We start from the raw sequence: 13,568 nt of genomic DNA, 5'->3' as shown, positions 1-13,568 counted from the left end.
TTTTAGTAGTATCATAAGTTAAAGTGGCCATCTTCGAATCTTGATCCCAATCTACTTTAGCTACTTTTTTGATATTTCCTGCATTTTCGATTTTGGTTTCGCACATTCCACAGTTTCCATAAATCTTAACTGTTTCTGTTTTTGCATTTTTAATTTGTGCATTGACAGCAATACTAAGCAATATAAAAGTTGCTAGCATTATATTTTTAAATGAATTTTTCATTTTAATAATGTATTAGTAATCAAAGTGAATTCCTTTGATAAGTTGATAAAAAAATAATGAATAACAGTTTACAAGTCTATCTGCTTAAAATAATTAAAAATAAAAACGGAAAGTAAACTGATGATTAATCTGATAGCAAAATGCTATAAATTTGACACACTAATGGCTGTCAAAAAAAGAATTTAGCCTATTTTAGGTATTAGCCAAATAGAATGAAAACCATCTGAGATTGATGGTGCCGTGTATGAAAACTTAACTTTCTCTATTGAAGAATATTGAATAAAGTTAATTTTAAAAGTAATTTCTGGTATAAAAATGATTGAAGAAGAAGCACAAGTCATAGAACAACCACAATTTGCATGACCACAATCACCTTTGCATCCATTTTCATCTTTGCTTTCAGAACTGTCATTACTACAACAACATTTCTTTTCAGTTTTTTTAGATGAAACTTCTTTTTCACAAGAATGTTTTGAATTAGAGTTACCACAAGCCATAGCCGTACTAGGCATTAAAAACATGCCTAGTAAAACTATTAATATTATGTGATATTTTTTCATTTTTAATTTTAAAACATCACAAATGTATAAAAAATGAATTGTTGTTTGTATAAAATATTGTTAAATAGAGTTTTGGCAACTACGTCGATTTACATTGATTGAAAATTTATCTTTAAGTATTTTCATATCCTCACTAATTTTCTTGTCTAAAATCTTAGCGTAATGCTGCGTTGTTTTTAGATTAGTATGTCCTAACATTTTACTTACGGTTTCAATTGGAACTCCGTTACTCAATGTCACGGTAGTTGCAAAAGTGTGTCGGGCAATATGGAATGTTAGTTCTTTATTGATTCCGCAAACCGTTGCAATTTCTTTTAGATACGCATTCATTTTTTGATTAGAAAATATCGGAAGTAATTTATCTTCATTTACACAAACTGGATGATTGGCGTATTTATCAATAATGAATTGGGCCGTCGGTAATATCGGAATTCTAGAACTCGTATCGGTTTTTTGTCGGTTCTTGTTTATCCATTTATCGCCATCGATACCCAGAACAATGTTGTCCTTCGAAAGTTGTTTGACATCAATATAAGCTAATCCCGTAAAGCAGCTAAATATAAAAATATCGCGAACCAATTCTAAACGATCCGATACCAATTCTTTTTCCATCAAATCTTGAATTTCTTTCTCGGTCAAGTATTCGCGAATTATTCTTTGACTTTCGATTTGTAATTTGCAAATGGGTCCTTAGTTAGCCATCCATTGGCCAAGCAAATGTTTATAATCTTGTGGAAGTTCTTAATGTATTTTACCGCTGTGTTATTAGCGCATTTTCGGACACTACGTAAATAGAACTCATATTCGGTTATAAACGAATAGTCAATCTTTTCGATACTAATATCTGAAATGTTGTATTTCCATAGCAAGAAGTTTTTCGTGTGCTTCAATGAAGTTTCATAACGCTCCAATGTTCCGGCTGCATATTCTTGTCCAACCAGTTCTTTAATTTTTCGGTTGTGTTCTTCAAATATCGGCATTAGATATCTGTCTCTAGCCTTCTTACCCAAATATTCGTTTTTGAAGTTTTCAAGGTTGATTTTAATTTCGCCCATGAATAATCTTTTTTCGATTTCATAAACTTTGTTTTTCAGCAAATCAAGTCGGCTATTTATTGTACGGGCTTCTTCAGAATTGCCCTTCATTTTGCCCATTTCGGTGCCCCATTTCATTTCTTCTACGAAATGTCCAGTACTAATATCGAAGCGTTCTCTTTCGATAGTTATGCGTTGGTAAATTGGCATTAGCCCTTGAGAATTGACCTTAGATTTTCTTAAATAGAAAAGGACGGAGATTTTTGTTGTCATAATGGTAACCTTTAAATTGATAATTAATGTACTTAATTTGTCAATATAGGTCAAGATGTTTAATCTTTGAACACCTTATTTTACAAGGGTTAAGAAAAAAATCGGTGCACTTTTTTTGAGCACTACCTAGGTGCACCAAAAGTGCACCTATTATTTGCAAAAAAATGAATAAATTGGCTAAATGGTAAAAAGAAAAAACCCTTTAAATGCTAGGATTTAAAGGGTTTTAGTTCATTTTGAGAATTCTCTCGCGGAGAAAGAGGAACAAACACCTACTTTATTTCACTTTATCAAATCTTGTCAAAATAAGCCTTAACCCTTATAAAATAAGGGTTTTTTAATATATAATAGTTAAGTAAAATTAAGTGAATTATATATAAATATAGTCAATGTGGGGATTATGTGGGGATAATTTTGTATCTTTAAAGTGTTGAAAAACCTAATAATTCTGTAAAAATGGCAACTATTAACTATCTAATTAAAGGAGAAAAAAACGCAACCAATATACTTTTACGTTTCAAGAATGGCAGAAAATGTGATTTAACTGCAACAACAGATTTAAAGGTAGAACCTAAAAAATGGAGTGCAGCTAAACAAAAAGTCAAACTTACTGCTGATGATACTACAAAAGACGAAGTTAATCAAAAACTTGCAGAGCTTGAAAAGTTCATATTTGATGAATTTAATTCAGACAATAGTAAAGGCGAATTTATAGACAAGCACTGGTTAAGAAAAAAGATTGCAAGTTTCTTTAATAGACCAATTGACGAAACAGCAGTTGACCAAATATTTTTTATTCCTTTCATTGATACCTTTATTAAGAACGCTCCAACACGTATAATAAAAGGCAAAAATAAGGCAATTGCAAAAGGAACTATCACAAAGTACAATACAACACTCAACAAGCTAAAAGAGTACGAAGACCGCTTTAAAACAAAGCTAAAATTCACTGATTTAGATTTGACTTTCTATGATAGATTTATAAACTTTTTATCACAAGAACAGAAAATAAATTTAGGTACAATCGGAAACTATATCGGAACTGTAAAAACCATTGCGAGAGATGCAAAATTAAAAGGTTTACCGGTGCATCCGCATATTGAGCATCCTAACTTTTTTGTTCCAAAAATTACAGCTGATAGTATCTACTTGAGAGATGAAGAAATCAACACGATTTTCAATCACGATTTTAAAGGAGTAGAAAGATTAGAAAATACAAGAGATTTATTTATCATTGGATTAAGAACAGGATTAAGAATTTCAGATTTTTTAAGATTGAAAGATGCCAATATCAAAAATGGCTATATTGAAATTGAAACTCAAAAAACAGGTCAAACAGTTACAATTCCGCTTCATAAACAAGTCAAAGAAATTTTAGAAAAAAGAAATGGATTTCCAAGAGCTATTTCAGACCAAAAATTTAATGAACACGTTAAAGAATTGTGCAGAGTAGCAAAATTCACAGAATTAACTCAAGGTTCTAAAATAAATAAAGATACCAAGCGAAAAGAAGAAGGTATTTTTGCAAAATGGGAATTAGTATCATCGCACATTTGCCGTCGTTCATTTGCTACCAATTTATATGGAAAGTTAGACAATCTAACTATTATGGGAGTTACAGGGCATCAAACAGAAACCCAATTTTTGAAATACATTAAAATAACTAGTACCGAAAAAGCCGAAAAACTAAAAGACTACTGGAACAAGCAAAACGAAGAACAAGAAATCGAAGAGAAAAAAATGAAAGTAGTAAAGTAAGATAAAGTTTAATATATTTAAGCCTTCAAATCCTTTTATGCAAAGTATTAACTCCTTTATCAACATTATAGGTAAAAACTATTATTCAGAATTTTTAATAAATATTGATTCTGAAATAATAGATTTTAAAAAGTATGATTTATTGGTAAAGTATAATGGTTCGTTTTTTTTCGAACTTAATGGCAATGAAATTTTCTCAAAGCGAAAAGAAATTTTTCTAACAATCAAAGAGCAGCATCAACAGGCTTTAAGTGAATTATATTCTTTGATGCTTTCTCAAGATAAAATTAAACTTAACTCTTATTTAGAAATAACCACCAAAACGCTAAAATCTCATTTAAATACTTTAAAAAAGGATTTTTACATAGATAGTGAACAATCTCGATATTATTCTACTTTGGAAGATAATCCAACTATTCAAGATTTAGAGTTTATTTATCAGGAAAATTTAAGGAATGATAATTTTGAGATAGATGAAGGCGTATATGAAATTATAAATAATGCAAAGTCGAAAAAAGTTGAAAGTTTGTATTTTTTAGGCTTTTTATACCAGAGATACAAAACAATAAGTTTTATACCGTTTTCATTATTTCAAATTGGCAAAGAATATTTGAGAGAGCTTGATAAAGTACGATTATTAATTGATGATAATAAGAATATAGAAACTATAAATTCTAAAAATCAACCTGTAATGAAAGATACCTATTTTGATAAATTTTGTGAATTGATTGATGATTATACAATTCTAAAAAAGAGTACTGCTATAGGCGTAATGTTAGATTTAGAAGATTGTATTAAAAAAATCAAATCTGAAACACTTTTAGAGCTTCAAAATAAAACCGACAATCGAGACGATTATTTGGATTACTTAATAAATGAAATTGAAAAACAAAGTTATCCTAAAAATGCCAACATTTCCTATGTTCAAAAGTGGCTTGATGAATATAAAATAAGCATAGAAGATATATTTAATAGAGATTTTCAAAATAATAGTATTGAAGCCGTTATTGATAGGCACTATAATGATATGGATAAGTTTTCTCCTGAAAAGGATAAAGCTCACTCGGTGCAATTAGACTTTTATCAATATATCTGCAAACATTATGCTGATGAGTTGATTGCATTTTTCAATTCTAAAAAAGACAAAAAGCAAAGTAATATTCCATCAAAATCTCAAACACCTATGAAACTTTTTAAAGACGAATATCTAAACGTTTTCTGCAAAGAAATAAGTGACGAAAGAGTAATAAAAGAAACCTGTTTCGATTTAGTCTATGATGGCATTGTTCATTACGTTCCATATTTAGAATCAGAAGTAATGGAAAATTTATTGGTTTTGGGTAATGATAAAAAGGATGATTATTTAAACTTCGCCATAGATAAAATTAAGAAAACACCTTATGTGGGTAATGACCAAATAGATATTGACAATTGGGTTAATAAATATGATCTAAATATAGATGAATTTCCAAAGTTCAATAATGAAGAACTTAAACATTGGTTAGGCAGATATTACAACGGATATTCACAAACGCCGGATGATTTAGATTTTATTCTCGATATTCAAATAGATTTCTATTGTTATGCTGCAATGATTGAAGCTAACAAAATGATTGACTTCCTAGAAAGCAAAAGAACCAATGCAAATAATGGCTCAAATAAGATTGAAAACTCTGATGAAACTGAAAATCAACTATCAGTTAATCAAGCTATCATACTTTTAGACAGATTAGGTTTGTTTAGTTCAACTATGCTTGAAAATCTACCAAACACTAAAAAAGCCAAATTGATTAGTCAATTAATTGGTAAAAATGATAAAAACATAAAAACTGCAATTGAAAAGCTCGAATTAAAACCAAGCGAAATAAAACCCAATCATCAAAGAGATATTGATAAAATTGAGCGTCTTTTAGGCAACTTGGAGTAACCTCTGGAGTATCTTTTGGAGTTACTCCAACGATAAGAAACGATAAACCTCTCTTTAATTTTGTTTCATCAAAAACGATAAAATATATATCAAGATGGAACAAAGTAAAATGACACAAGTATTCGGGGTTTCACCTGACGAGTTCAAAGAAAGCATCTTATCAGATGTTAGAACAGAGCTTAAATCTTTAGCTCAAAATTTCCAACCAATCGCACCGCAAGAGTACCTTACTCGACAAGAAACTGCCGAGATACTAAAAGTATCTTTGGTTACTCTTTCTGATTGGAACAAAAAGAAAATCCTAAATCCATATAGACTAGGAAACCTCATTCGTTACAAACGTTCCGAAATTGAATTAGCCTTAATTAGTATCAATCCTAAAAAAGTCTAACTATGGGAAATCAATATCAAGAAAGTTTAGAAAACATAGAAGCTCGTTTAAAGACAATCACAGATTTGATTACTAAAAAACAAGAGAAATTTTTTGACAAAGTTTTTATTGACAATGACGAGTTTCAAAGACTGTTTAAAATTAGTCCAGGCACTGCATCCAATTGGAGAGAAAAAGGACTAATTGCATACAGCCAAATAAACAATAAAATAGTCTATAAAATAGAAGATATAAATAAGATGCTTGACGATAACTATCGACCATTTAAAAAATAATTAAAATATATTTTTAGATAAATGATAGATTTCATCAAAATAAAAATATCGGATGAAGCTCTTATAAATCAAGTTTGGAATAATGAAATTCTAATATACGAAGGTAAATCAGAAAAGCGATTTGATGATGAAATTAAAGAACTCTTCACAAAGAGTTACAAAAACTTGTATTTTACAAAATTTCAAAACAGACTTGAAATAAAAGGCTCATTACACTATTTCTTTAATGGTGGTTTACACAATGCTAACGATTTCAATATTTATGATTGTATTGGAACAATTGAGCAAATAAAAGAGTTATTTAAACTCGATTTATACAAGTGTAAACTAATTAATTTAGAATATGGTGTAAATATTAATCCTATTATTAAAGTTGATGATTTGGTACAAAATTTAATCTATCACGAAAAGCGACAATTTACAAGACCAACAACACATTTTAATTACAAAATTGCAGGAAATGAAGCTTATAAACAAATCAAAGCTTACGATAAAAGTGTGCAATTTCCAAAACAATGTTTTAATACATTTCGATTTGAAGTTAAAACCAAACAAGCTAAATTCATTAATAGTCTGGGGCTTTTTACACTTCAAGATTTAACAGAAAATAATTGCTACAACAAATTAATAAATTCATTGGTAAACGAATGGGATAATGTATTACTATTTGACAAATCCAAACAAGTTGATGAGAAATTTTACAACACAAACTTTTGGGAAGATATTCTAAAAAACGGAAACCGAAACAAATTCAACAATCAGAAGAAAACTTATTACAGAAAATTAGGTATAGATAATCTTCATTCAAACATCAAAAAAAGAATAGAACAAAAATCTAATATTTTAAAAAGTGTGCATATTCCAACTAATATAGACTTGGAAACTGCACAGATTAGAATTTCATTTTAAAGATAGAATTTGATTCTTTTTGTTATTTATTATCTATTACTCAAAAAGTTTATTAAATTTAACCCAATTATATTCCATCTTTATAATAGAAATTTCCTTACATGTCATTATTTCAAAAGTCGGTACTTAACAAGTATATCAAACAATTAGAAAAGCCAAAAGTAGATAAAGCATATAAAAAGTATGCCAATCATTTTTTGAACCTAACTATTCAAGAAAATATCAGAAATTCTAAAGAAGAAGAATATCAAGGAATTTTTCTAACTGACTTATTTGTCAATATTTTAGACTTTACATTAAAACCAAATCCTAACTTTAATTTAGTAGCTGAATACAAAAATCAAACTAACTCTCGAAAAGCTGACGGTGCTATTCTTATTGATGACAAGGCTGTAGGTGTTATTGAATTGAAAGGAACAAATACAAAGGATTTAGAAAGTATCCGTAAACAAGCTTTTGATTATAAAGCCAATCAAAAAGAATGTGTTTATGTAGTAAGTTCAAATTATGAAAAATTAAGATTTTACATTAACGATGCTACAGAATTTGAAGAGTTCAATCTATTTGAATTAACCAGAGAACAATTCGATTTACTATATCTATGCTTACATAAAGACAATATCGTAAATAACATTCCTTTAAAAATAAAACAAGATTCATTACTTGAAGAAGAAAAAATTACCAAAAAATTCTATCAAGATTATTCTGTTTTTAAGCGTGAGTTGTATCGTGATTTAGTAAAACGTAATACCAAAAGAATTAAAAATACATTAGGAAAGTTAACTAATGAAACAAATGAAGCTGATTTAGATGAAGAAACTAAAGCTGAAATAATTAAACTCGAAAAGAATGTTAAGCTAAATCTATTCAAAAAATCACAAAAATTAATTGATAGATTTTTATTTGTATTCTTTGCTGAAGATAGAGGATTACTACCTCCAAACAGTACTTTACAAATCTTAAACAAATGGAAAGCAGATATTGATTTTGGTGATGAAAGACCGCTTTACGATATGTTTAAGCAATACTTTAAATTTCTTGATATTGGTAGACAGGGAACAACTAATAGAGCGGAAATATACGCATACAATGGTGGTTTATTTAAAGAAGATATTGTTTTAGACCAATTAGAAATTGATAATGATTTATTATATAATCATACTAAAATATTAGCAGCTTATGATTTTGAAAGTCAAGTTGATGTTAATATTTTAGGTCATATTTTTGAAAATTCACTTAATGAAATTGAAAGCGTAAATTCAGAAATTGAAGGAGGTGATTTTGACAAACAAACAAGCAAACGTAAAAAAGATGGCGTTTTTTATACTCCAAAATACATTACAAAATACATTGTAGAAAATACAATTGGTAAATTATGTACTGAAAAGAAAAACGAATTAGGGTTTAAAGAAGAAGAATACTTTAAAGGAAGAAAAAACCGCCTACAAACAACAATTATTAAATTAGTTGAAATACTAGACAATTATAGAGATTGGTTACTACAACTAACTATTTGCGACCCAGCATGTGGTAGTGGAGCTTTCTTAAATCAAGCTTTAGATTTTTTAATAAAAGAACACAATTATATCGATGAACTTAAAGCCAAAATTTTAGGTGGTGGAATAGTTTTTAGTGATATTGAAAATACCATATTAGAAAAGAATATTTATGGAGTTGACTTAAACGAAGAAAGTGTAGAAATCGCTAAATTATCTTTATGGTTGAGAACAGCACAACCTCGAAGAAAGTTAAACAACTTAAACAGCAATATTAAATGTGGTAACAGCTTAATTGAAAGTAAAACCTTTGCTGGAGATAAAGCTTTCAATTGGAAAGAACAATTTCCAAAAGTTTTTGATAAAGGCGGTTTTGATGTGATAATTGGAAATCCTCCATATGTACAGCATAGGAATTTAATTGCGTTTTCTACATATTTTAAAAGGCACTATGAAGTTTATACTGGAACTTCTGATTTAAGTGTTTATTTTTATGAAAGAGGGATTGGAATTTTAAAAGCGGATGGATATTTTGGTTTTATAAATACAAATAAGTTTTTCAATACTGAATACGGAAAACCATTAAGAGATTATTTGTCAAAATACCAAATAGATCAAATAGTTAATTTTGAACAAGTTTGTATATTTAAAGGAGCTTTAGTTTCTAGTACTATTAATATCATTAAAAAGACTATATCAGATAAAGAGGTAGATTATATCGAATTTTCAGAAGAGACGATTGACTCTAATACATTTGACAATGAAATTATTAAAAGAATTAGAAAAATCAATAAGGAATATTTAATAAATAAAAGTTGGATTTTTGAAGACACTAGAGTTGGAAATTTAATTAATAAGATAAAAAAATCTGGAGATTACTTTAATAGTTTAAAAGGCGTAAAAATAAATAGAGGGATTACTACTGGATTTGATGATGCATACATTATTGATGAAGATGAGTACAAAAAAATTCTTAGGAATGACCCTTCAACTGATACAATAATAAAACCTCTACTAAAAGGAAAAAATATAAATAGATATTTTATTGAAAATTCAGGTTTATGGTTGCTTAATATACATAATGGTTTAGGAGATGAAGTCCCAAGAATAAATTTAGAAGAAAACTTTAAATATTTATTTGAAAGATTTTATAATTTGAATAATGAAAGAGGTGGAAAAATTGAGAGTAGAACAGACAAAGGCAAGCATTGGACTAATTTAAGAAGTTGTGCATTTTTAAAGGAATTTGAAAAACCAAAAGTAGTTTGGGGTTTAATTTCTGGTAATTGGAGTTTTTCAATTGATAATGAAAAGAATTTTTTAACTAGTGCCTCTTATTTTTTAACTTCAGAATTTATACCAATTGAAGTTTTTAATGTTTTAATGAATAGTAAATTATTTAAGTTTTATTTTGAAAATGTAGGGGAGAAAACAGCTGGTGGAGCATATGTTTTAAAAAAAGTGTCAGTTGAGAAATTTATATTGCCAAGAGGGATTGAATCACAAATTATTAATATTAAATATTATTCAAATGATATTGCTTTAAAAGTTAGTTCTTTCAATAGTTTAAATTCAAAATTTACAAAATACCTGCAATCTCAATTTGCTATTGAAAAGTTTACTAAAAAGTTAGAAAATTGGTACGAATTATCTTTTGGAGATTTTATAAAAGAAGTAAACAAAGCCATTAAAGAAACCAATAAAGATAGAGTTAAAAATAATCTACAACCAATTAAAGAACTTACCAAACTTGATGAAATGGATTGGATGGAAGTATTTGAAACTAAAAAAGAAGAAGCACAAAATCTAAAACAGCAAATAAGAACTACAGATAAAGAAATTGATGCTATGGTATATGAGTTATATGGTCTAACAGATGAGGAGATTCTAATTGTAGAAAATAGTTAATTATGGGAAAAAAAGTTAAATTTTCATCACCAGCTCCAACAGGAGCAATAATATCTCAATTCTATTTAGCACTTGAGAAATGTTTTGATATGGATAAAAATGAAAGTATCTATATTGAAAAGGATGGTGATGTTAGTTTAATAAATAATATTGATAAAGAAAAAGGAAAGCAAACAGAATTAAAAGAATATTCTGAAAATGATAATCTAACCGATTCACATTTAAATTTTTGGAATACATTAAACAATTGGTTGTCATCAAATTTTGATTCCAAAAAATACAAATTTTTAATTTTAGCCACTACTCAAGAAATTGGAATCAAATCATATCTTCAAAAATGGAATACTGCAAATACAAACGAAAGAGAAGGAATATTAAATAATATATTAACTGACGCTGAGAGTAGATACAAAATTGCTTTAGAAAAAGACAAAAAAGCAAGTTTGCCAGAATCATTGAAACTAATGAGATTAGTGCTTTCTGACAATAAAAAGTTACTTAATATTATCGATAAAGTATTTATTGATAGTTCTGTTCTTAAAAGAAATGAGTTAGTAGTCAAATTAAAAAATGTTAACTTAAAATTTGTTCCTGAAGATAATAGGGAAAGTGTTTTAAATTCGTTATTAGGCTATATCATACAAAGTGAGGAATATAATAAAGGTTGGGAGATTAGTTATGATAATTTTTCACTAGAACTAATAGATATAAATAGTAAATATAACATTAATTCAGGATTGTTTCCTTATGTTAAAGAATTAACAATAATTCCAGAAAGTAAAAAACAGGAATTAGTTGAATATGATTTTGTTAAAAAAATTAAAGAAATTAAATATGATTCAGTTATTCCAAGAAGTTTAAAACATTATTGGTTTACATTTAATACTATAAATAATGAGTTTAAAACAAGAACTCAAAGAGTTGATTCACTTCTGCAATTTCAAAACGAATTAATAGATGATTATTCTAGTGTTTATGATAGAATGTCAAGAAATTGTAATGATCTAGAAATTGACAGTAAATCTCAAGATTTCTTTGATACTATTATGGAAAGAGATATGATTAATATTGACATTTTTAATAATACGCCTCCAACATTTAAAAAAGGTATGTATCATATTTTAGCAGACGAAAAAGATGAAATAATATGGAAATTAAAAAATAAATCAAATGAGTAGAGCGATTCAAAATTTAAATATTCTTTATAATAATCCTTTCATATTAACACCAATAATAATAACGTTTTACGAAAAGTATGAAGGAAAACAAGGAAAAGATATGTTCCTAGCTTATTTAATATTGCCATTAGTTTTATATGAATACAGCAAGATAGTTTTAAAAAATAAAAAGAAAGAATTGCGAACATTTATAAATTTTGTTCAAAAAGAAGATATAGAAAGTAATAAAAGTGAAATTAGAAAAAGTGATAAATTGTATGGTTTGCCTGGTAGAGTTGAAGATTTTAAAGAGTTAACAAATCTATGTTTGCAATATGCTTTTGATACTGGCTCTTTAAGATTGAATAAAGATTTATCAATAACATTTATTAAAAATGATTTTAAACCTGATAAAACATTAATTGAAAACTTTAAGGCTTCACAAAATTTGGCATTACTATTTAAAAATGAGAAAATCACTCATATTTATATGAGATTAGGTATAAAAAAAATATGAAAGCATTTATAAAGTATATTGGAGTAATAACTAATGATGATAAAATTCATCACGTTAATTTTAAAGAAGGTGTAAATGTTATTACAGGACGCTCATCTACGGGCAAAAGTGCGATATTAGAAGTTTTCGATTATTGTTTCGGAAGTTCAGAATTTATAATTCCAGATGGAGTAATAACTAATAATACTGTTTTTTATTTTGTTGTATTAAAATTAAAAGAAATTTATTTAATATTAGGTAGAAGCAAAAACAAAAAAGATTGTTTTTTAGCTTCAACATCTGATAATTCATTTATTGAAAACATAAGTAATTTTAATATTGATTATTTTCATTCATTAGATAAATATACTTTAAAAGATTTTAGGAAAGAATTAAATAAATATTTTAAAATTGATATTGATGATACTGATGAAGATTTAGAGGATAGAAAATTTAGAAATAATAATGCAAAAAAAGCCGCTCCATCATATAGGAATTTCACCTCCTTTATGCTTCAACATCAGAATTTAATTGCTAATAAACATGCTCTTTTTTATAGATTTGATGAAAAAGAAAAAAAAGAACAGGTTATTGAGCAATTTAAAATATTTTTAAGTTTTGTTGATTCTGAGTACTTTCCATTAAAACAAAGATTAGCTGAATTAAATAGAGAATTGAGGCAATTAGAATTTACAAAAGAAAGTACCCAAAAATACATTAATGAGAACAAAGAAAAATTAAAATTTTTATTAGAAGAATTTGAACTAATTACAAATAAGAGACTCTTTAAAAAAAATATAGATTCTATTCTATTAAGTCCAAATGAAAGTTTAGAATATTTAGACAATTTTATTTCTAGTAAAGAAAATATTATAAGTAACCCGTTGGGTGAAATTATTTGAAGTAAAATAAATTGAAAAAATGTTGGTCAAGATACTGAAAATCAGTATCTTGAAGTCGCAAAACAACCAACATTTATGACAAATATAGTTAAAAATTATTTTAGAGTATTAGAAGTTATAAGTTCTTTGAATTTTGAGTTGGATTTTAAATCAGGAATTGGCAGAAAGCCAAAAATGTCTGACATAGAAGTAGTTGCCTTGAGTTTGACAGCAGAATTTATGTCAATAGACAGCGAAAATTCACTTTTCAAACAGCTAC

At 27.4% G+C, this 13,568-nt stretch carries 13 protein-coding genes and 1 pseudogene; 10 read left to right on the top strand and 4 right to left on the bottom strand.

Features of this window, described 5'->3' with window-relative positions:
* The 4 genes from BP92_RS0113185 to BP92_RS17480 form a co-directional block, all read right to left on the bottom strand.
* Positions 1-223 (bottom strand): heavy-metal-associated domain-containing protein (locus BP92_RS0113185; RefSeq protein ID WP_026726469.1); only part of this gene is annotated, 223 nt, incomplete at its 3' end.
* A 182-nt stretch (positions 224-405) separates the two neighbouring features.
* On the bottom strand, positions 406-783 hold the full coding sequence (locus tag BP92_RS0113180) for a hypothetical protein (protein WP_026726468.1): 378 nt from the start codon (positions 781-783) through the stop codon (positions 406-408).
* Positions 784-843: 60 nt separating this feature from the next.
* Positions 844-1,422: a site-specific integrase gene (locus BP92_RS17485; RefSeq protein ID WP_316929533.1), complete on the bottom strand. Its 579-nt coding sequence runs from the start codon at positions 1,420-1,422 to the stop codon at positions 844-846.
* A gap of 11 nt (positions 1,423-1,433) precedes the next feature.
* Positions 1,434-2,090, bottom strand: a complete 657-nt coding sequence (locus tag BP92_RS17480; RefSeq protein WP_316929532.1) for a phage integrase SAM-like domain and Arm DNA-binding domain-containing protein — start codon at positions 2,088-2,090, stop codon at positions 1,434-1,436.
* A gap of 456 nt (positions 2,091-2,546) precedes the next feature.
* On the opposite strand from BP92_RS17480, the gene BP92_RS0113170 reads away from it, so the two are divergent.
* The 10 genes and pseudogenes from BP92_RS0113170 to BP92_RS0113125 all read left to right on the top strand — a co-directional run.
* A complete protein-coding gene (locus tag BP92_RS0113170; protein WP_026726467.1) occupies positions 2,547-3,848 on the top strand; it encodes a site-specific integrase in 1,302 nt (433 codons plus the stop codon).
* Between the two features lie 37 nt (positions 3,849-3,885).
* On the top strand, positions 3,886-5,775 hold the full coding sequence (locus BP92_RS0113165) for a hypothetical protein (protein WP_026726466.1): 1,890 nt from the start codon (positions 3,886-3,888) through the stop codon (positions 5,773-5,775).
* Positions 5,776-5,869: 94 nt separating this feature from the next.
* Positions 5,870-6,166: a helix-turn-helix domain-containing protein gene (locus BP92_RS0113160; protein WP_026726465.1), complete on the top strand. Its 297-nt coding sequence runs from the start codon at positions 5,870-5,872 to the stop codon at positions 6,164-6,166.
* Positions 6,167-6,168: 2 nt separating this feature from the next.
* The gene (locus tag BP92_RS0113155; protein ID WP_026726464.1) at positions 6,169-6,441 is read left to right on the top strand and encodes a helix-turn-helix domain-containing protein; all 273 of its coding nucleotides are present in this window, start codon (positions 6,169-6,171) and stop codon (positions 6,439-6,441) included.
* 21 nt (positions 6,442-6,462) lie between these two features.
* Positions 6,463-7,350: a hypothetical protein gene (locus tag BP92_RS0113150; protein ID WP_026726463.1), complete on the top strand. Its 888-nt coding sequence runs from the start codon at positions 6,463-6,465 to the stop codon at positions 7,348-7,350.
* Between the two features lie 101 nt (positions 7,351-7,451).
* Positions 7,452-10,754 carry an Eco57I restriction-modification methylase domain-containing protein gene (locus BP92_RS0113145; protein ID WP_026726462.1) on the top strand — a complete coding sequence of 1,101 codons (3,303 nt, stop codon included), beginning with the start codon at positions 7,452-7,454 and terminating at the stop codon, positions 10,752-10,754.
* Positions 10,755-10,756: 2 nt separating this feature from the next.
* The gene (locus BP92_RS0113140) at positions 10,757-11,932 is read left to right on the top strand and encodes an ABC-three component system protein (RefSeq protein WP_026726461.1); all 1,176 of its coding nucleotides are present in this window, start codon (positions 10,757-10,759) and stop codon (positions 11,930-11,932) included.
* Positions 11,925-12,428, top strand: coding sequence for a three component ABC system middle component (locus BP92_RS16825; RefSeq protein ID WP_026726460.1), 504 nt, complete (start codon positions 11,925-11,927; stop codon positions 12,426-12,428). The genes BP92_RS0113140 and BP92_RS16825 overlap by 8 nt, the downstream gene beginning before the upstream one ends.
* Entirely contained in the window at positions 12,425-13,309 is an 885-nt protein-coding gene (locus BP92_RS16385; protein WP_051604485.1) for an ATP-binding protein, read from the top strand. The genes BP92_RS16825 and BP92_RS16385 overlap by 4 nt, the downstream gene beginning before the upstream one ends.
* A 75-nt stretch (positions 13,310-13,384) precedes the next feature.
* Positions 13,385-13,568, top strand: a pseudogene (locus BP92_RS0113125) (IS982 family transposase); the annotation flags it as partial.

The sequence above is a fragment of the Flavobacterium sasangense DSM 21067 genome, assembly GCF_000686885.1.
GTDB lineage: Bacteria > Bacteroidota > Bacteroidia > Flavobacteriales > Flavobacteriaceae > Flavobacterium > Flavobacterium sasangense.
The sequence above is the reverse complement of the archived record's forward strand: the minus strand, read 5'-3'. Positions and strand labels throughout refer to the sequence as shown.

Bases quoted from the DNA above. Each gene is read 5' to 3' on its own strand.
- BP92_RS0113180 (WP_026726468.1), bottom strand. From the start codon at position 783: ATGAAAAAATATCACATAATATTAATAGTTTTACTAGGCATGTTTTTA.
- BP92_RS17480 (WP_316929532.1), bottom strand. From the start codon at position 2,090: ATGACAACAAAAATCTCCGTCCTTTTCTATTTAAGAAAATCTAAGGTC.
- BP92_RS0113170 (WP_026726467.1), top strand. From the start codon at position 2,547: ATGGCAACTATTAACTATCTAATTAAAGGAGAAAAAAACGCAACCAAT.
- BP92_RS0113165 (WP_026726466.1), top strand. From the start codon at position 3,886: ATGCAAAGTATTAACTCCTTTATCAACATTATAGGTAAAAACTATTAT.
- BP92_RS0113160 (WP_026726465.1), top strand. From the start codon at position 5,870: ATGGAACAAAGTAAAATGACACAAGTATTCGGGGTTTCACCTGACGAG.
- BP92_RS0113155 (WP_026726464.1), top strand. From the start codon at position 6,169: ATGGGAAATCAATATCAAGAAAGTTTAGAAAACATAGAAGCTCGTTTA.
- BP92_RS0113150 (WP_026726463.1), top strand. From the start codon at position 6,463: ATGATAGATTTCATCAAAATAAAAATATCGGATGAAGCTCTTATAAAT.
- BP92_RS0113145 (WP_026726462.1), top strand. From the start codon at position 7,452: ATGTCATTATTTCAAAAGTCGGTACTTAACAAGTATATCAAACAATTA.
- BP92_RS0113140 (WP_026726461.1), top strand. From the start codon at position 10,757: ATGGGAAAAAAAGTTAAATTTTCATCACCAGCTCCAACAGGAGCAATA.
- BP92_RS16825 (WP_026726460.1), top strand. From the start codon at position 11,925: ATGAGTAGAGCGATTCAAAATTTAAATATTCTTTATAATAATCCTTTC.
- BP92_RS16385 (WP_051604485.1), top strand. From the start codon at position 12,425: ATGAAAGCATTTATAAAGTATATTGGAGTAATAACTAATGATGATAAA.